Below are 17,805 nucleotides of genomic sequence, written 5' to 3'. Positions count from 1 at the left end.
AGTTTTCGTGCTTTTCGTGTCGCCCCGGCACACCGCTACGCTGCTCTGTCCATAGACCCCCTTGTGGGGCATCCATGCAGTCGTAATGCGCCTACTGTTGGCTTTCGTGGACAACTCTTTTAGTGGATTTAATGACGTTGTTCTGTGAATCTGTGACAGTTTATTTTTTGCGAATTACCTAAGATCTAAGCCTTTCAAGGCAAGCATTTACCCAACCAGGAAAATAATTATGTGCGGTATTGTCGGTATTTTTGATTTGCAAGCCAGACGTGGGATCAACCGCGAATTGCTGTCGCGCATGAACGAAAGCCAGTTTCATCGCGGCCCCGACGAAGGCGGCATCCATATCGAAGCGGGTTTGGGTTTGGGCCATAGACGCCTGTCCATCATCGACTTGGGCGGCGGCCAGCAACCCATGCACAGCAGGGATAACAATGTCGTCGTCACCTTCAACGGCGAAATCTATAATTTCATGGACGTGCGCAAGGAATTGGAAACGATGGGTTATAGCTTCCAAACCCATTGCGACACGGAGGTCATCGTCTATGGCTGGCAAGCCTGGGGGGAGGGGTGTGTTGACCGCTTCCGGGGCATGTTCGCCTTTGCGGTGTGGGACCGTAACCAACAGACCTTGTTTCTGGCGCGTGACCGCCTCGGTGTCAAGCCTTTGTATTACGCGCTGCTTGCCAACGGGCAATTTATTTTCGCTTCCGAATTGAAAGCCCTGAAAGAACACCCTGATTTGCCGCGCGAGCTTGACCCTACCGCCATTGAAGAATATTTCGGTTTTGGCTATGTACCTGACCCGAAAACCATTTATAAAAACGTCTACAAACTGGAGCCAGGATTCTGCCTGACTTTAAAACAAGGACAAATGGCTATCAAGCCACGCCAGTATTGGAATGTCAAATTTGCCGTCAATCCCGCGCCGCGTAGCGAGAAGGAGATTGGCGAAGAGCTGGTCGGACGTTTCCGCGAAGCCGTGAAAATCCGTATGATGGCGGATGTGCCGCTGGGCGCGTTTTTGTCCGGCGGCGTGGATTCCAGCGGCGTGGTGGCGATGATGGCGGGTTTGTCGCCTGATCCGGTCAACACCTGTTCGATTTCTTTCGGCGATCCGGCCTACAACGAATCAAAATTCGCCGCGCAAGTCGCCGAACGCTACCACACCGCGCACCGCGTCGAACAAGTCGATCCTGATGATTTTAGCCTGATTGACCAATTGGCTGGTTTGTATGACGAGCCTTATGCCGACAGTTCCGCGTTGCCGACGTACCGCGTCTGTGAATTGGCAAAAAAACAAGTGACCGTGGTGTTGTCAGGTGACGGCGGCGATGAAAACCTAGGTGGCTACCGCCGCCACCGATGGCATACTTACGAAGAACAAATGCGTTCATGGTTGCCGGACAGCCTCCGCAAGCCGGTGTTTGGCACCTTAGGCCGCGTCTATCCGAAAGCCGATTGGGCCCCGAAAATCTTCCGCGCCAAATCCACCCTGGAATCCATAGGCCGCGATTCCGTGGAAGGCTATTTCCATAGCGTTTCGGTCATGTCCAACGAATTGCGCGGCAAATTGTTCAGCCAGCAACTCAAGCATGACCTGCAAGGCTACCAAGCCGTGGACGTGTTCCGCCAACATCTGCGCAATGCCCCCACCGACCATCCCTTGTCGCAAGTGCAATATCTGGACATCAAAACCTATTTGCCGGGCGACATCCTGACCAAAGTGGATCGTGCCAGCATGGCCCACGCCTTGGAAGTGCGCGTACCCTTGCTCGACCATCAATTGGTGGAATGGCTGGCGACTTTGCAACCGGAATTGAAACTCAAAGGCCGTGAAGGCAAATATATTTTCAAAAAATCACTGGAAAATTATTTGCCTGACGATATTTTGTACCGCCCGAAAATGGGCTTCGGTGTGCCGTTGAATGCGTGGTTCAAAGGCGCGTTAAAAGACAAGGTCAGGGATGCGTTGCTAGGCGATAACATGATGCAATCCGGCTGGTTTGAACCGGCGGTGCTGGAGAATATCGTCAACCAGCATCAAAACGGCTTGCGTGACTACAGTGCGCCGATCTGGTCGTTATTGATGTTTGAGGCGTTTTTGCGGGCGGGTGGCTGATTAAAAAATATTGGTGTCGATGAGAACGCCTTATCTGTCATGGCATAAGTATCTACACAAGTTTTATTGGTCGTCATTCCGGCAATCCCTGCCAATAACTGGGGTCAGAGTAAGATTAAATCCTGCCATTTTAAGCTTACTCTGACCCCAGTTATTTAACAAAACTATTAAATTGATAGCAGGAAAAAATATTGCGTTTGTTCATACTAGGCAGTTTTATCCAAGCTTGTTGTTGGCAGGTGGAGCGGTTGCCGAAACCCGGTGAAACGGTGACCGCTCTGGCTTTGTCGATGGAACCCGGAGGCAAAGGGCTTAATGTCGCCATCGGAGCCCGGCGGCTCGGTGCCGAGGTGGACGTTCTGCTGGGTATCGGCAGGGATGAAGCCGGCGACGCATTGCTGAGGTTGTTGATTAAAGAAAGATTGGACGCCCAACATGTTTGGCGCTTATCAAACCAATCCGGTCACGGTGCGGGGTTGATAGCCGCCGATGGACAAAACATGATCGCTATTTGTCCGGGACCCAATCAACTGCTGACGGAACAACATGTGCAGGCCGCCGAACAGTCTATCGGCGCGGCGGATATCGTCTATGGCCAATTGGAAACCTCGCTTATGGCTGTTAGCGCCGCTTTTCATCTGGCCAAACGTTATGGTGCACGCACCGTGCTTAATCCTTCGCCGTGGCAGGAATTACCGCAACATTTGTTGGACGCCACTGATGTACTCATTGTCAATGAAGTGGAAGCGAAAGCATTGCTCGCCTTGGACTCATCTTTGCCTGGATCATTACCGGCTTGTTTACGACAATTACGGCAGGTATTGGCATCATTTTGGTTGAAATGGGATGGCTCATTATTGGTTGTCACGATGGGCGGCGCCGGTAGTTTGGTTATCGAACGCGACGGCCAGGTGCATCATGTTCCCTCCTTTGCCGTGAAAGCCGTGGATAGCGTCGGTTGCGGGGATGCCTTTGCCAGCGCTTTTTTAATAGAATTGGGCAACCATGCGCCGCTTGTGGAAGCACTGCGTTACGGCAATGCCTGCGGAGCGATCATGGCATCTAACTGCGGCGTATTAGAGGTGCTTCCCGGCCAAGCCGAACTCCAAGATTTTTTACTGAAATTTTATTTTAAATCATAGACATCGCCTACAACGTTACTCTTCTAAAGACCTTAGGGTAAACCCGGTGCCGTAGGCTAGGGGCTAGTTTCAATAATGGAAAAACAGGGCTGAGAAGGGTCATTTTTAGAGGCTGATTTGGGGGTTGCCAATAACCGTCAATTTCCTACTGGAGTCCTGATTTTTCTACTGATGCCGACGTTAGTGCCTATTGCCGTTATGTCATAGCAGTGGATACTTTTATGAGAATTCCATCACAAAGAAAATGGATCTATATTGGATGTATTTAGGTTTATGGTTATCCTGTTAATAGGTTTTGAGATTATCTCAGCGGGTATGTAGAGATTGGAAGCAAGTCAGCCCAGAAGTCCTCAAGTTGACAGGCTTTTAATTGAACGCTGTTAGACTGGAGAGAATAGCAAAACCTATTTCATTGAGTCTTGATTTTTTACTTAGGGGATTAACCATGTTCATTACCACAACTCGGTGGTTATCGGGTCTAGTTTTTTTGACCATAGCCACCAATACACTAGCGACTGATTTAAATCCGCCGGTACTCGACCCCAGCGGCAACGTAAAAGCCGAAGTCGGCACCGTCAACGGCAAGACCGTGTTGCGCTACACTTGGCGGGACAGCGCCAACAAACCCCGCAGCGCCTCGTTAGCCTGTCAAGACGCCGCCGGGACGAATTGCGGCGGTTACGCCTGGCAATTCACCTATCAGGCCGACGATGGCACTGCCGTCGTCATCAACCCGGTGGCTGGCGGCGACAGCGGCTTTGGCTATTTCGTTTCCCACGAGCTATACCGGAATTTCTCCAACGGCACAAGCGGGACTATTGCCAGCTTGCACGGACAAGACGATTCGCCGCTCAGCAAATACTTCGTCGGTACCGGCACCGCCGTATCCGCCGATACGGAAAAGGCCGTCCATCAATTTACCCTCAACTATCCGCACTGGGGCACAGTCAATCCGATGGCCAATGACGCCTTGGTCTCGACCAATCCGGCCACCCATCAAAAATACGACATTCCCGTGAAGATCACCTGGGAATTTATCAACGGTGTCGATTATCCATTATGGGGCGTGGAATACGACTTTTCCGCTTTGCCAACCAATGTGGTCTATGCCGACATGCGCGGCCCTTACGGTAACATGGGCTTCGACAATAACGGCGACGGCATTATCAGCGGCTTGGAATGGGGCGACAAATATCTGTTCGTTGCCCAGCCGACCGCCACGGGCGGCATCACTACGCAATCAACCTGGCAGTGGGATACGTTGGACACAGGTGCGCGTTATAACTTGCTTGTCGCAGGACAATACGAAATGGGCATTGTCGAAAACAAGTTTTACAAGGACAGCACCCTGGGCAGCGGTTGGTCGGACGACCGGGGCAAAAATTCGACATTGAAAAAAGGTTGTGCGCCCGCCTTGATGCCTTGCGATTGGGAATGGTCGTACCAGTCGATTCAATACGGCTTGACGGCAAGCGCGACCGACAACAAAAAACTTGCCTGGGGAACCGCGCCGTTTATCGGTAGCAACTTGACTGAAGTTTATATCAACGATATCGAAAGCGAAGCCTTTTCCGGTTATCCAAAACCAGCGTACAGCGTTTGGATCACCTTCGACAAATCCGCTGGGGCAAAAACCCGCAGCTTGGCGGCCGCAGGTGGGCAAGTGAGCGTGACTCCCGCCACCCGCACGCCGTTCGTAGGTTATTATCCGAGCTGGTTGAACCAACCCGGGAAAAGCCTGGATCAAGTGTCGCGGACATTTACCCATGTTTTTTTGGCCTTCGCCTTCCCGGATATCGGTCCGCTTAGCGCCCAATCGACCACTTTCAGCAACACCGGGCTATTGTTCCAAGATAGCATCGCCCAAATCCGCAGCCAAATTGCCACCTTGCAACAAGACGGAGTCCAAGTGATTTTGTCGGTCGGAGGTTCGCAAAACGCCCTGAATGGCGCAGGACACGGCAACGGCTGGCAAAATCTCATTAACGACAACAAATACCGGAAACGGCTGTTGCTACTCGCCAATGCGCTTGGCGTGGACGGCATCGACATGGACTACGAAGCAGCCAATGTCAACAACGATGCGACGGTAACTGAGTACAGCAAAATTCTCGCCACCTTGTACCGCGTTGCGAAAAACCTGAACGACATCAATGCGGCAGGCAACGCCAACCCTAAATTGTTCACGATGGCGGCCGCGCCAACCGGCGCCGATTGCTCGCCTGCCAACACCACGGACAGCTATTGCCAACACTTGAAGCTAGCTTCCGCCTGGGGTTCCGGTGGCATCGAACGCAGTGTCCTGAAAGGGCTTCACATGGCCAAATATGTCGACATGTTGAATATCATGTCCTACGACATAGGCTATACGGCTTACGATCCTAAACTGGCGTATCGCCAATACCGTTCTTTACTGCCTAAAAGCGTTCCGGTCAATTTAGGGCTGGAAGTGCTCGACTCCGCGACCATCGGCGGCCCGAACGGGCCGGAAAAAGCGCTGTTGATGGTCAATGACACGGACACGGACGCCCAAGCGTGTCCGGGTACGGTCATGCTCAACGACCAATATTCGGCCATCTGGCAAACTCCGCCGGTTTTGCGCGTGATCGACCGTCCTTATTCAGTACAAACTCTCGCCAATATTATCAAGATAGCCAACCAAACACGGGGAACCCGGGATGGGCTTATGATGTGGTCGCTGTACCGAATCGAATCGGAAAACCTTAATCCTAGCCAGTTCACCTGTAAAGGCGTCATCGCCGCGACGCCGGAAGCCGCCCGCAAGCGTGCGGCGGGCATCATGGGATGGCCGGTTGACAACCTGAACGTCAATTAAAACTGAAGGATACCGGGCGGGCGAGCTGTTGCTCCGCCCATCAGGAAAAATAATGGAGTAAACATTCAAGGCTTGCAGGGATGCAAGACTTGATTCCCAGTCAAGCCGACTTCCAAGAATATTTACCGAAGCTTTAGCTTATAAACATACGCATCGCCGCGGAAAGTACCCTCCACATATTCGATGAGCTGTCCCGATGCCGAATAGCTGTGCCGTTTCAATAGTAAGCAAGGCTCCGGTTTGTCAAACCCGAATACTTCCGCTTCTTTTTCGTTGCTGATAACCGCCTCTATGGTCTGCTCCGCATAAACCAGAGGGATGCCGCATGTATCTTGCAAAAAGGTATAAATAGAACCGCTGGTATCCCATTTTTCCAAATCCGGCACCGCCGACAAATCGTACCAGGCCACTTCGCGCGTCATTGGCACATTGTCCGCTAAACGCAGGCGTATGATATGTAGGAAAATGGCTGCCGAAGGCCTTTTGAAAATGCAGGCTATCGTTCGTTCGCTAACGATGCCGTATTCCAAAACGCGGCTGGATGCGACTTTGCCTTGCTCGCGCATTTCTTCGGTGAAGCCTTTCAGTTTACCCAGCGTCGGATTAACCCTGGAAGGGCTTTGCACAATGGTTCCGCCCCGTCCGTGGGTGCTCAAGCGCTGGCTGTTGCGTAGTTCATCGTAGCAACGCTTAACCGTAGTCCTGCTTACGCTCAGCGCTTCTGCCAAAACCCGCTCCGAAGGCAAGTTATGTCCCGTTTCCAAAACGCCGTTGTCGATTAAAGCGTCTATCTGTCTTTTTAACTGCAAATAGGCCGGTTCTGAGGATTGTTCGCTAATCTTCAACTGATCGAACAGCTTCGGTGGGAGAATAGTTTTTGCGGATGAATGGGGAATGTTCAATGCTCTTATCCTTATGATTTCATTTTTAAAGACCAGAACAACACTAATAATTTGTTGGCATCAAAGTAAAGGTTTTCAGAAAGATTGTCTACAATCTTTGGTAGTCCTGCAATCGGAATGATTTGTAAAAAGTCAAGCCTACCGATTTATTGGGTCGAATGCCCGTACTTCAAGGCGTACAGTCATCGCAATATTTTATTGACAAATCTATTATCATTCCAATTGCAGGACTACCCAATCTTTTAATTGGAGGAACTTGCAAAACTCGATAAACCGAGCGGAATTAATGGCGAGAACGGCCCCAAAAAATGAACCTGATGACGATGCCCACGGCTAAAGTCTTTAGGGACTTGTAGCTGGGGGAGGCTTCATAGCTGTATAGTTCCGTGCGATTATATACCCATCCGTAGCTGGCCGTTGTTTCGGGCAAAAGCGCAAAAATAACTGGGGTCAGAGTAAGCTTAAAATGGCAGGATTTAAGCTTACTCTGACCCCAGTTATTCGCTGACCCCAGTTATTCGCTCTGACCCCAGTTATTTTGACCCCAGTTATTTTTTGGATAATCAGAAAGGCGCGAAGGCTAAGGCTTATGCAGGGAATAGGCTAAAAGGCAACCGTTAGGCATTATCGAAATGGCAACAAAACCTAATGGAACCACCCGTATGGCGTAGCAGCTTCCGTAAGCCCAAGGCTAAAAAACGTGTTTCCTTATGCAGCGTTTTTTCGTAAGCATCTTCGATTTTTAACGCTTTGGGAACGGAATCAAAATCTAAAACTGCATCCAATGCACCTTGGGCAATTTGCCATAACTGTTTTGTAAATTCCCGTTTAAGGCCGAATACTTCCTTTGCCTCCGCCACCTCACCAAACGCCGTCATGAAACGTTTACGGGTCAACGTGGCGGGTATTTTCGTTTGCTTGCCTGGCAAATCCGCCTGTTGCACCGAAAAGGTGAACAAGCTTTCATCAAAAAACACCATCGTCGGATTGACCGACAAACGGAACAGGCTATCTTGATAAACCTCAACACAGGCATCTGTGTTTTGCAAAAGCCCCGCCAACGCCATCAATTCCGCTGGCAAGGCCGGATGAGGGTGGACATCGACCCAACCATAAGGCAAAAACGCCACATTGTCCGTCACCGAAGCCCATTCAAACCCACGCCCATGCGCCGCCAAACCCAACAATAAGGCCGTTTGCCGGGCGGTCAAAACCACATCTAACGGTTTTTCCTTGCCCAACATACCCGCCAACACAGGTTTTTCCGCATCCAGCAACACCGTCACGCCATATTTGAGCTTATCGACTAAATAACCTGCGCCAAAACTGTCCGGCAACGCCGCCAAAGCCTTTTCAAACGCCACACTGTCATTGTCAAAATCCGCCAATAACGCATGTAGATACGGCAAATCCCCCGCCGACTTTCCTGGCAACATGTCTTTTGGGCTAAACCAGACCAGCCGTTCATCTTGCCGGACTTGCCGTTGCAGGAACAGACAACCTTCCAGCGTCAATTCGATCTGGAACACCTCAAAATGATAATCCGTCAGCGCGTGGTTAGGCGCGGCACCTTGCACTTGCCGATAAGACCGCAAGCACCGCCAAGGTTTGAACTGATAATGCCGCCCGTATTCCAACCCTGTTTCTTCGTGCAATTCGCGTTGCAATGTGGTCGGCAAGGCCGCTTTCATCAACGGGGAATTGGCGGCTTGCAAAGCGGCGAGCAAATCGGATGTTTGCCAAGCACCCGCCACATCACGCTGGTTCAGCCGCCCGCCCACCAAACCATAATCGCCCGCCAGCACGTCATAGCGTTTGCGGGTGTCTTCACGTTGGTGCAACAAAATCTTGCCATCCAATTTAATGACGCTCCAGGCCACATAAATGGTGCGGATAGGTTGCGCCGCTTGTTGCGCGTGATGTTCTACGCGGCGGGTTTCAATTGCGTGGAGCACATCGCGTTGTTGCTCTTTCTTGGCATCGGCGATGCCTTGCGTGTTCCAAAAATGGGCGGCAAAAAACCGCGAATCGGGATCACCCCACGCCGTCAACAACGACAACGCCAGCAATTGCGCCGGAAACGAGATAAAACACCATTCACCCTTTTGCAAATAATCCGTATCCAGTACCGCCAAGGTGTCGAGCAAGGTTTCAAGCAAGGCAACCGCCATTTCGGCAACGGCACAGTCAACCTGCTGCGCTTGGCACAGCGCATCAACCAAAGCGGTGCGTGGAACGGCGTAGAAATCGCCTTCTTCTTCGGCGTAACGGGGCAGATGGAGGATGAGGGTTTGGATCAATGGGGTTGTCATGGAAGTTAAGGGCATGGCAGATTAGAAAAAGGCTGGGTATTTTTCCAACGGTAGGTATGAAAATCGCGTTTATCGGTGCTTAAAATCCGCCCATGCCCTAAAGATAATTTTCCAGCACAGTCGTTTTTTTCAGCGGCTCTTGTTTTGCATAAATCAAAACAATTCACTGTGCGAACCCGTGCGGACTAAAACCAACTTGTCTGCTAAGGCTTGATAAATCAGCAGCCAATCAGGCTTAATGTGGCATTCCCTGTAATTTTTCCAATTGCCTCGCAAACTATGGTCTTTGTGATTTTCGGGTAGTGGCTCATCCTTGGCTAGTAAACCAACAATCGCCAATAAATCGTCTATATCATAACGTCCCGCGTACTTTAACCGCTTCAAGTCTTGCTTAAATTGCGACGTTTGGACGATTGCTTTCACAGGCTGTCCCATTGCCGTTTTAAATCACCCAAGGTAACCGCTTCAAAATCGCCTTGTTCGGCGGCTTGCAGGGCGGCTACGGTGAGTTTGTTGGGCATCGGTTCAGTCTCTTCAACAAAGGTAACCAGCACTTTCATTCTTTTTTCAGTGGGCGGCAGCTCTTCTAAAGTGACTTTGCCATTGTCGTAAATGCCGTTAATGGTGGTGTACATGATTTTCTCCCTTATGTTTTTTTAAAAGGCTGGCTTTCCGCTCAGGCATCAACTGGATGCCCGAAAGGATCAGCCGCTAAACAGCCATTGCTTTGATTGATAAACGCCAGCCAGTTTTACGCGGTTGATACCCGAAATTTTGCAATAAACAGCTTTTAAAATCATATTCCTTGGCATCTTGGAACGATTTTATCTATTAATCAGGCTTTCTAAAGGAATATTTAAGGCGTCATGTAATTTTCTGATGGTTTCTAAGGTGAGTTGCACTTTGCCATCAAAAAACGCTTTGACTTTTTCCAGCGTGCCAAAATAAACAGTCAAGTCATTTAAGCCTAAGCCCTGTTGCTCCAAGGGTTCTTGTGCATTAGGGTATTGCTCCCAAAAGTCGCGTAGGGCTTTTTTGGCTATGATTCGCATTTTATGAAAAATCTAAGGCTGCAAATAGGCCGGGCCAATGTCGGTGAAAAATCATCTAAAAGGCAGTTATATTTCGGCAAAGGTTTTAAACTGCAACCCGCTGGGCAATCTCAATATCTTTGCGCAGCAAATCATTGACCAACATTTGCAGTTTTTCAGGGCTGCATGTTTGGCTTAAAACCCTTGCCACGTCTTGGTCGAGATAAATCGGTGCTTGAATGTCTTCGATAGGCACATAAAACTTGCCTTGTTCGGCGTTGGAAAAATCATATTCATCTTTCATTTTCTAGCCCTCTTCAAATAGGTTGTTTTTTCGTTGCGGGTTGCTTTTCTGGCGGAAATAATGCGGATCACATTATTAGTCCGGTCAGGATAGGTGGATATTCTTTTAACCGCCGCCTCAAACTCATTGATAAACTGTACGCCTAAGTTTTTTGCTGGGCTTCATACCATTCAAAAGCATCATCTAATTCAGCTTGTGCCGCTTCAAGAAATTCGATTTTCATTTTCAAGAAATTCAATTTTCATTTATATTTTGCCATTACCGTTTCATGGCTGACTGTTTTTAGCTCTCCGGCTTGATAGGCTTGCCAGCGTTTTTCTGCTTCATCGCGCCAGATAGCATCAATGCCGGGGTCGGGGGTGTCCAAATCAGCCAGCAATAATTCCGCTAGCCGTAATTTTTCCAGCGGTGGCAATTGGTTGGCTTGCTGGTAAAGCTCTTGGCTGTTAAGCATGGTTTTCTCCTAACTTTATTTATAAGTTTCGTTTCAAAACTAACTGTTTTTGCTTACACCCCAACCTTCGTGCTACTCAAACTTTTTCGGCAAATTATCAAAAAGAATCGAGTTGGGTATTTTTCCCGACAGGTTATAAATTTCTACGTTGCCATTGTGATTGCAAGTCCACACTTCTTTCGCGCCTTGTTGCAGATAAAGGTTTATTTTTTCAGTGATTTCTTGTTTTGAATTCGAGGGCGATAAAATTTCCACGCATAATTCAGGTGCAGATTGATAAGGTGTTGCCAAGCCGTTTTTTGAGAAAAAATCATTTGTTCCCCAAGCCACATCGGCGACTTTTACCCCTTTGGGTGTATCAATGGAACATTCAGTGATGACTTTGCCTATTTTGTTGCCGCGTAAAAAAAAGGCGATTTCAACTTGTAAAAATCCGTGTTGATTGGAAGCGGGTGACATCACGATTTGTCCGTATTCATTGAGTTCGATTTTGTAAGGTAAATTGCTTAAGCTTTTGTCGTTTAACACGTCTGACCATTGCATTTTTTATACCTCGGTATTTTTAAGGGAAACTACGGTTGTAGATATGCCTTGCCAATGTCGGCAAAAACTCATCCGAAGTGGCTGTTAAATGTATTAAATCAGCTTTTTGGTTAACCCAGAAATAGTGCAATAAAAATTTTTGGTAATCATGTGGTTCGGCATCTGGATTACCTGTATTTTGGCGGTAAATAGCATTGATTTTTTCGCCGAAATGTCCCGTTTGGTCTAATTTTAACCCAGTCAAAATACCGTCAATATCCTTTTCTACACCACTAACGTAATCCTGTAACTCTTTGGGGATAATTGAGTTGGTTGGTGATAGAGAAATACAACGCAACAAAATCTTTTCGTAAGGCTGTATTGCTTTCGTTAATTTGAACATCGCCCGCATGTTGACCAAAAATAAAAAGGCAATGAACTGAGGTTTTAACGGCTCAAGCAAATTGGCGTGGGAAACCCAGTTACGGGTCATTTTCATTAGCCATGCGAAGGTGTAAATATCGCGGATTTTGCTCAAATCATTCCCATGCTTTTCTTTTAGCCATTTCGCCTCAATATTTTCTTCCCATTCATGGACGAGAGTCCGCAAAAACAGGCGGTAAAAAATAATTGGGTCATCTGATTGTTTGAGGGGCAAAAATTGCGCTAGCGTTTCCAGGTAGTTGCCAATGTCTGCGGTAGGGATTTCTATAGTAGGCTGCTGGTTTTCAATTTTTATAAAATCTCTAAACTGAATAGTGTCTTCGTTTTTTTCAATGTGGGATTTTAAAAAACTGCAAGCCTCAATAACCCCCCGCCGCAAAACCAAATAATCGTTTCTTTCGTGATTTTCTAACCAATGATTTAGATGGTGCTTAGCCTCGTTTAAACTTTTATTGATAGCCTTAGGCGGTTCAATACGACAACGCCGATAAGCTTCACAAAATCTGTTGTAGGTATTATTTGTTACGCCATCATTCAATTTGTTGAAATAATTTTCAAGATATTGGCACAAGCCTTCAATATCTTCAGCCTTGATTAATTCAGCGCATTTTATTACCGTTTCTTCGCTAAGCCCGTTTGTGATAGCCCCTAGAATTTCATTAAAAGCATCATCATCGCCCTGCCTATAAAATTCCCGCAATTCATCTATCCTGCTGATATTAATATCTGCATTAGCGGTTAAAAATATAATTTGGTCTTTCGGAAAGCCATGCTCCAGCAAGTTTAAAAACAAATTCATTCCACTTTCTTGTAAAAACGCCTGCTCGGAAATTTTAAATTGCTTTGCGAGTGCTTTTACTCTGTCAGTATGTTCTGAATTCTCTAAATTAATATCCAATACAATCAAATCGAATTGCGTCAAACAATGATTAATGGCGTTTTCAGCCTCATCAAAGGAAGTTTTTACACAAACCGACCTGTTGTTAAACCAAGAAACTTGTTTTTGTTCCGAATACTCATCTTCAACCCACAGTATTTTCAGCATTTTTTACTCCACATTGGCTTTGCGTTTTATTTTAAGGCTAGGCAAGTCATTCACTAGCAAGTCCTTTTTAAAGAACAGCGTCACCTGAAATTGATTGTTTTGCTGAAAAATCAACAAACTTTCTTCTGGGTAAACGGTATCGTTGAGTTGTTTTAAATCTTCTTGAATGGCATCCAAGCCTTTCCCGGTGCCTAGCATTGCTGGGCTTTTGTCTTTAACAGGGTTAAGCCAACTACACGTCAAATACGTTTTGTCATTGATGGTTTTTTCATCAAAATCTAACCTTAAAAATTCATCCTTGTCATGGTCTGCATATTTAAAGGCATTAAACAAAATTTCTGAAAAATAACCAAACAATAAGGCTTCGGCATGACTTTCTGAAAGCATGAAAACCTTTTTCCACAGCGGGCTAATTTCGGCTATTTGAATAGGCCGCAGGTTTTGGTTAATCCATGCGATAGGTCGCAAAGATTTGTTGAGCAAAATGTCATCCTCAAATTTTTGCTTTAAGGCATCAAGGCTGATATTTTTCTTTGACAGCATTTTATCGCGGATGCTGTTAAGCCCCGCATAATGTTGATTGAGAAACCGTGCAGTTACCCGGCTAGCCGCATAATCCAAAATATCTTCAATGGACTTGGTGTTTTCGGCAGAATTCGGAGTTCGGCGGCAACTCCTAATAAATTGGCGAAATTTTTCAGGATTGGTGTTGGTATAGCGTTGGCGCAATAGTTCGCCTTGTAACTTGATGATGATTTCTGAGTGATAAGCCTCATGGAGCAATAAAACATCCTTACGGCATTCAGGATTGTTTTTTAAACGCTCTGCAACTTGGTAAATGGTGTCGGGAAAAATCACGTTGCCTAAAGAATGCGTGAACTGTTCGACTAATCTTTGCATTCGGTGATTTGCATCTTTAATATAATTATTTGTTTTTTCTATTTCTCTTTGATGCCCAATATTACTAATCTCTTCTTGGGCTGAATAAACTAAGAACTGTTGAGTTGTTAAATCATACTCATCTAAAGTGGCTTTTTTTTCATCAATTGGAGAATATTTTATTTTTTGATTTTTTTCTACTTGTTCAATTTGATTTTTTTCTACTTGTTCAAATAGAAGGATTGCTTTATCAAAATTCTTTGTATTTTTATGGTATTTACCTAATAAATAACTACCAAGCATATCTTTTGAGGATGCCTGTTCTAAATATACTAGATATTTTTCTTTTTCTTCTTGGCATTGATAGTAAAACGCCAAAACAATATGAGCAGGCGAACTATTTTGATTTTCTAAAAATTGAATAATCTCTACAGGAAAAGCATAATTCAACATCTCTGAGTCGTTGCAATCCTCATCGTTTTTTAAAAACAAACTAGCGGCTGTTTTACGCAATAAGGAATCAGTGGTAAGACCACGCAACTTTTCGAATGAACTGAAATTAACATAAATATTTGAGCTTCTATGACAAGTCTTTTCCTGAGCTTTTAATAATTCAATAGTCCTTTCTAGATATTTGTTATAAACATACGCTAACCATAAAATTCCAACGGCATTATTTTTTTGTATCGCTGAATTGATAAAATATTCAATGGCTTGATCCAGTTTACTGCGGTAATAATAAAAAATACCTAGCTCTGCTTCACTCTGTCCGTATTCTTCTAGCGAGTTATTATTATCTCTAAGTGCCATATCAAAATATTTGCAAGCCTCCTCATAATTTTCTTTAAAAAAGAAATGAATAGCTAATTTACGTTGGGCAAGCTTGTCATTCCCTCCTCGTTGCTTATCAGCGGCTTTTCTTAAATGTTCAATAGCGATGGATGAATTTTGTTGAACACCAAGCCCTTGCTTATAACATTCTGCCAGCCTAATTCGGATAGGAGCTAACAATTCCTCTATATTTTTTTCAATGTCATTTTCAACAGTTTTGCATTTTTGTTCAATTGCGTTTTCAAGCGGAGGAAATAGTTGATTATCGGGATTAGCTTTTGATAAATTTGAGTATATTTTTTTTAGACCAGTTATTTCTCTAGGCAAAATTTCTTGCAATCTACACTTTTTATACTGATTATTTGATTTAATTTCTTCTTCTAGCCATTTAACTTCTTTTTCCCTCAATCCAACCATCTTAGCTAGATTGTTTTTTTGGATATAACACTCTGTCAGATTCTTTGTGGCCGTAAAATTCAAAGAACCTTTAGTGATAAGCACTTTTTCATACCATTTTATGGCTTCACTGTAATTTTGTTCTACGCCCCGACCGTAATAATAACAATCCCCCAAACGGCCTTGAGCCGCACTATCTCCTTGTTGAGCCACCTTTTGAAACCATTTAACAGCTTCGTGAAAATTTTGTTCTACACCTGTTCCACAGAGATAGTTCTCAGCTAATTTATATTGGGCTTGCATATCTCCTTGTTCGGCATTTTTTTTATATTGATTAAAGTTATCTTGATCTTGCGATCTTCTTATCTCGTTCCAATCGACATTTCCATTTTCATCTGGATAAATAATATTTGCCATTACTTTTAATCCTGTTGTTTTGTACACGCGCCTTTCAATTCAATTTTACAGCATCCACTCACACCAGCGGCAACCAAAAGCTAGAATGCCTTTGGTTGCCATTTGCCCGTGATGATAGCTAATCAATCAAACCAGTTAAAAATAGCCCCAACTGCCGTTAAAACAAAAACGGTTGTTAAAACCGGAACCAAAACAGGGGCTGTAGAGACACCAACAAAAGTTGACACCAACGCCGTTCCGGCTGTGCTTGCACTGTATGCGGCGGCTCCCGCCGTTGCCGCTTCAAGTGATCTATTGGCCACTGATTTAGCGAGGCTTGATGTTACCGCATGGGTTACTTGGCGTTCTGCTTCTTTCTGGATGACATGGTGTGCGGCGGCAGTTGTTACGGTACGGAGCGTTTCTTTTTGTTTAAGGACGCTATAGGCTGTGGCAACTGCCGTAATCATCTGGTTGACTTGTGAGCTAGAATGAAAGCCTTGAATGCACCAAGTGACGAAATGCTCACAATTGTTGAGCAATACGTTATACCAGTCTTCTCCTAAACGGCTATAAGCCCGTTTAACGCTTTTAGCGGCATCGTGTATGCGTAAGGGATGATTTTTGATACTAATGCCCCGCCCGTTAGCAAATTCTTCAAGTGAGGCAATGGCGATTTCACCACTGGAATAACCGTTGGCGAAACCAGAGTAATGGATCACTTCGCCATTGCCAATATATAGGCCATGATGGGTGTATCCGGTTCTGGGTGTCACCAAGTGGTCGCCTATGTTCATTGCTGTGTCCTGTTTGGGTTGTTGGGTTTTTTCGCTTCGGATTAATGTCCTCGGCATAGTTGTATTATTCAGCAATGGCATTTAGAGGTAATCGAAGTTGTCTACAGCCGTTTTAATTTCCAATTCTAACGCTTGCAGTTTGCGGCAGGCTTCCATGCTGTCGGTCACTTGCGAAAAATCGCCGCTTAACATGGCTTCCTGCCCGACAATTTTCAAATCATCGGCGGCGTAGTGCAGCGCGGCGAACAAGTCGGCGACTTTGCTGGTGACGGTTTCTGGCAATCTGGTCATTTTGGTGTTCCCCATGATTTTGGCTGGAATAAATGGCCTTAACCTAAAGCGTTTGGGTCATTTCTTTAAAATTGGCAATGCGGCTTTTTCATTGCGTTGGGTAGCCGCTTTCACAACATGGTGTGTAGTATCGGATAAAACGGCGTTGCTGTAATGGGAGAACTGTGGGAGTTTTTTGCTGTTAAATTTACCGTAAGCAAACTAACTATTAATGACTGGCCGAGCTCGGCGGCATCGTCCGCGCTTATGTCATCAACCAGTTTGTAAAAATAAAGGTATTAGATGCCAAGTCCCGCCTGTTCATAAACCTTTTTAACAAACAACCTAGGCTTATCTACTTGCCATTTTTGAACAGCTTGCATGGGCGTTTGATGGTTAATGGCGCGTTGTGGAATATGATGGTTGTAGATGATCAAATAACTCAACAAAGTCTTCTCCAGTTCCTCGGCGGAGTTGAAGCGGGTTTCCTCGCCGTGCTACGGCTAATGTGATACCGCCCGGCCAGCTTCCGGCCTGACAGTGCCGAACCCTTGATTTCTTGGCGGATTATGGGCGTTGTTCTTGCTTGGGAATGGATGTTGGTGGCCCATGTGCTTGTTTCCTGTTTAGCAGTCTGATAATGTTCTTGTAAATACGCTTTTGCCCGGAACAACGGCCAGCTACGGATGGGTATATGATCGCGCGGAGCTATACAGCCGGATGGTGTCGTAGCATTGGGCTTCACTGACCAGTTGTTTGATGGTGATGATTGAGGTTTCCATCCGACCATTTTAGCAAAAGACCTTAAAACCCATATAGAGCCTTCTTTTTAACAAATGACTAAATTAACGGTACAAGCCCTGCAATGGACGGGCGATGCTTTGAAAGTGCTGGATCAACGGCGGTTGCCCGAAACGATTGCTTATGATGTCTATGATGATGCCGCTGGCGTGAGCGAAGCGATTGCCACCATGCGGGTGCGCGGTGCGCCGGCGATTGGCATTGCGGCGGCTTATGGCGTGGTGTTGTCGGCGTACCGGCACTATCCCGCCAGCCCCGACGTTTGGCGGGTTAAGGTGGCTGAAGATATGGCGATGCTGGCAAAATAGCGGCCTACCGCAG

At 46.2% G+C, this 17,805-nt stretch carries 15 protein-coding genes and 3 pseudogenes; 4 read left to right on the top strand and 14 right to left on the bottom strand.

What is annotated here, in order from left to right:
- Window positions 1-229: 229 nt before the first annotated feature.
- From PHH59_RS13355 to PHH59_RS13345, 3 genes are all read left to right on the top strand, one after another.
- On the top strand, window positions 230-2,122 hold the full coding sequence (locus tag PHH59_RS13355; RefSeq protein WP_300017012.1) for an XrtA/PEP-CTERM system amidotransferase: 1,893 nt from the start codon (window positions 230-232) through the stop codon (window positions 2,120-2,122).
- A 191-nt stretch (window positions 2,123-2,313) separates the two neighbouring features.
- Entirely contained in the window at window positions 2,314-3,264 is a 951-nt protein-coding gene (locus tag PHH59_RS13350) for a ribokinase (RefSeq protein ID WP_300017010.1), read from the top strand.
- A 445-nt stretch (window positions 3,265-3,709) separates the two neighbouring features.
- The gene (locus PHH59_RS13345) at window positions 3,710-6,100 is read left to right on the top strand and encodes a glycoside hydrolase family 18 protein (RefSeq protein ID WP_300017007.1); all 2,391 of its coding nucleotides are present in this window, start codon (window positions 3,710-3,712) and stop codon (window positions 6,098-6,100) included.
- Window positions 6,101-6,222: 122 nt separating this feature from the next.
- On the opposite strand, the gene PHH59_RS13340 is transcribed toward PHH59_RS13345, so the two are convergent.
- The 14 genes and pseudogenes from PHH59_RS13340 to PHH59_RS13280 all read right to left on the bottom strand — a co-directional run.
- On the bottom strand, window positions 6,223-7,002 hold the full coding sequence (locus PHH59_RS13340; protein WP_300017004.1) for a GntR family transcriptional regulator: 780 nt from the start codon (window positions 7,000-7,002) through the stop codon (window positions 6,223-6,225).
- Window positions 7,003-7,619: 617 nt separating this feature from the next.
- Window positions 7,620-9,314, bottom strand: a complete 1,695-nt coding sequence (locus PHH59_RS13335) for an NUDIX domain-containing protein (RefSeq protein ID WP_300017001.1) — start codon at window positions 9,312-9,314, stop codon at window positions 7,620-7,622.
- A 5-nt stretch (window positions 9,315-9,319) separates the two neighbouring features.
- Window positions 9,320-9,415: pseudogene (locus tag PHH59_RS16955) on the bottom strand (VapC toxin family PIN domain ribonuclease); the annotation flags it as partial.
- A gap of 52 nt (window positions 9,416-9,467) precedes the next feature.
- Complete coding sequence (locus tag PHH59_RS13330; RefSeq protein ID WP_366905032.1) at window positions 9,468-9,749, bottom strand: type II toxin-antitoxin system YafQ family toxin; 282 nt, start codon at window positions 9,747-9,749, stop codon at window positions 9,468-9,470.
- Window positions 9,734-9,949 (bottom strand): hypothetical protein, encoded by a 216-nt coding sequence (locus PHH59_RS13325; protein WP_300016995.1) that lies wholly within the window; start codon window positions 9,947-9,949, stop codon window positions 9,734-9,736. Before PHH59_RS13325 ends, PHH59_RS13330 begins: the two co-directional genes overlap by 16 nt.
- A 189-nt stretch (window positions 9,950-10,138) precedes the next feature.
- Window positions 10,139-10,366, bottom strand: a complete 228-nt coding sequence (locus PHH59_RS13320; protein WP_300016992.1) for a hypothetical protein — start codon at window positions 10,364-10,366, stop codon at window positions 10,139-10,141.
- 85 nt (window positions 10,367-10,451) lie between these two features.
- On the bottom strand, window positions 10,452-10,649 hold the full coding sequence (locus PHH59_RS13315; protein ID WP_300016990.1) for a hypothetical protein: 198 nt from the start codon (window positions 10,647-10,649) through the stop codon (window positions 10,452-10,454).
- A 241-nt stretch (window positions 10,650-10,890) separates the two neighbouring features.
- Window positions 10,891-11,103 carry an addiction module protein gene (locus PHH59_RS13310; protein ID WP_300016987.1) on the bottom strand — a complete coding sequence of 71 codons (213 nt, stop codon included), beginning with the start codon at window positions 11,101-11,103 and terminating at the stop codon, window positions 10,891-10,893.
- A gap of 72 nt (window positions 11,104-11,175) precedes the next feature.
- Window positions 11,176-11,646, bottom strand: coding sequence for a Uma2 family endonuclease (locus PHH59_RS13305; protein ID WP_300016984.1), 471 nt, complete (start codon window positions 11,644-11,646; stop codon window positions 11,176-11,178).
- 19 nt (window positions 11,647-11,665) lie between these two features.
- Window positions 11,666-13,114: a hypothetical protein gene (locus PHH59_RS13300; RefSeq protein WP_300016981.1), complete on the bottom strand. Its 1,449-nt coding sequence runs from the start codon at window positions 13,112-13,114 to the stop codon at window positions 11,666-11,668.
- A gap of 3 nt (window positions 13,115-13,117) precedes the next feature.
- Window positions 13,118-15,637 (bottom strand): tetratricopeptide repeat protein, encoded by a 2,520-nt coding sequence (locus PHH59_RS13295; protein WP_300016978.1) that lies wholly within the window; start codon window positions 15,635-15,637, stop codon window positions 13,118-13,120.
- A 122-nt stretch (window positions 15,638-15,759) separates the two neighbouring features.
- Entirely contained in the window at window positions 15,760-16,413 is a 654-nt protein-coding gene (locus PHH59_RS13290) for a lecithin retinol acyltransferase family protein (protein WP_300016974.1), read from the bottom strand.
- 81 nt (window positions 16,414-16,494) lie between these two features.
- Window positions 16,495-16,704, bottom strand: coding sequence for a hypothetical protein (locus PHH59_RS13285; protein ID WP_300016971.1), 210 nt, complete (start codon window positions 16,702-16,704; stop codon window positions 16,495-16,497).
- A 278-nt stretch (window positions 16,705-16,982) separates the two neighbouring features.
- Window positions 16,983-17,168 (bottom strand): annotated as a pseudogene (locus PHH59_RS13280) (IS481 family transposase); the annotation flags it as partial.
- Window positions 17,169-17,519: 351 nt separating this feature from the next.
- On the opposite strand from PHH59_RS13280, the pseudogene PHH59_RS13275 reads away from it, so the two are divergent.
- Window positions 17,520-17,789: pseudogene (locus tag PHH59_RS13275) on the top strand (S-methyl-5-thioribose-1-phosphate isomerase); the annotation flags it as partial.
- Window positions 17,790-17,805 lie beyond the last annotated feature (16 nt).

The sequence above is a fragment of the Methylovulum sp. genome, from assembly GCF_028687615.1.
In the GTDB taxonomy this organism is placed as follows: domain Bacteria; phylum Pseudomonadota; class Gammaproteobacteria; order Methylococcales; family Methylomonadaceae; genus Methylovulum.
The sequence above is the reverse complement of the archived record's forward strand: the minus strand, read 5'-3'. Positions and strand labels throughout refer to the sequence as shown.

Bases quoted from the DNA above. Each gene is read 5' to 3' on its own strand.
- PHH59_RS13315 (WP_300016990.1), bottom strand. From the start codon at position 10,649: ATGAAAGATGAATATGATTTTTCCAACGCCGAACAAGGCAAGTTTTAT.
- PHH59_RS13325 (WP_300016995.1), bottom strand. From the start codon at position 9,949: ATGTACACCACCATTAACGGCATTTACGACAATGGCAAAGTCACTTTA.
- PHH59_RS13335 (WP_300017001.1), bottom strand. From the start codon at position 9,314: ATGACAACCCCATTGATCCAAACCCTCATCCTCCATCTGCCCCGTTAC.
- PHH59_RS13320 (WP_300016992.1), bottom strand. From the start codon at position 10,366: ATGCGAATCATAGCCAAAAAAGCCCTACGCGACTTTTGGGAGCAATAC.
- PHH59_RS13300 (WP_300016981.1), bottom strand. From the start codon at position 13,114: ATGCTGAAAATACTGTGGGTTGAAGATGAGTATTCGGAACAAAAACAA.
- PHH59_RS13285 (WP_300016971.1), bottom strand. From the start codon at position 16,704: ATGACCAGATTGCCAGAAACCGTCACCAGCAAAGTCGCCGACTTGTTC.
- PHH59_RS13290 (WP_300016974.1), bottom strand. From the start codon at position 16,413: ATGAACATAGGCGACCACTTGGTGACACCCAGAACCGGATACACCCAT.
- PHH59_RS13305 (WP_300016984.1), bottom strand. From the start codon at position 11,646: ATGCAATGGTCAGACGTGTTAAACGACAAAAGCTTAAGCAATTTACCT.
- PHH59_RS13345 (WP_300017007.1), top strand. From the start codon at position 3,710: ATGTTCATTACCACAACTCGGTGGTTATCGGGTCTAGTTTTTTTGACC.
- PHH59_RS13330 (WP_366905032.1), bottom strand. From the start codon at position 9,749: ATGGGACAGCCTGTGAAAGCAATCGTCCAAACGTCGCAATTTAAGCAA.
- PHH59_RS13310 (WP_300016987.1), bottom strand. From the start codon at position 11,103: ATGCTTAACAGCCAAGAGCTTTACCAGCAAGCCAACCAATTGCCACCG.
- PHH59_RS13355 (WP_300017012.1), top strand. From the start codon at position 230: ATGTGCGGTATTGTCGGTATTTTTGATTTGCAAGCCAGACGTGGGATC.
- PHH59_RS13295 (WP_300016978.1), bottom strand. From the start codon at position 15,637: ATGGCAAATATTATTTATCCAGATGAAAATGGAAATGTCGATTGGAAC.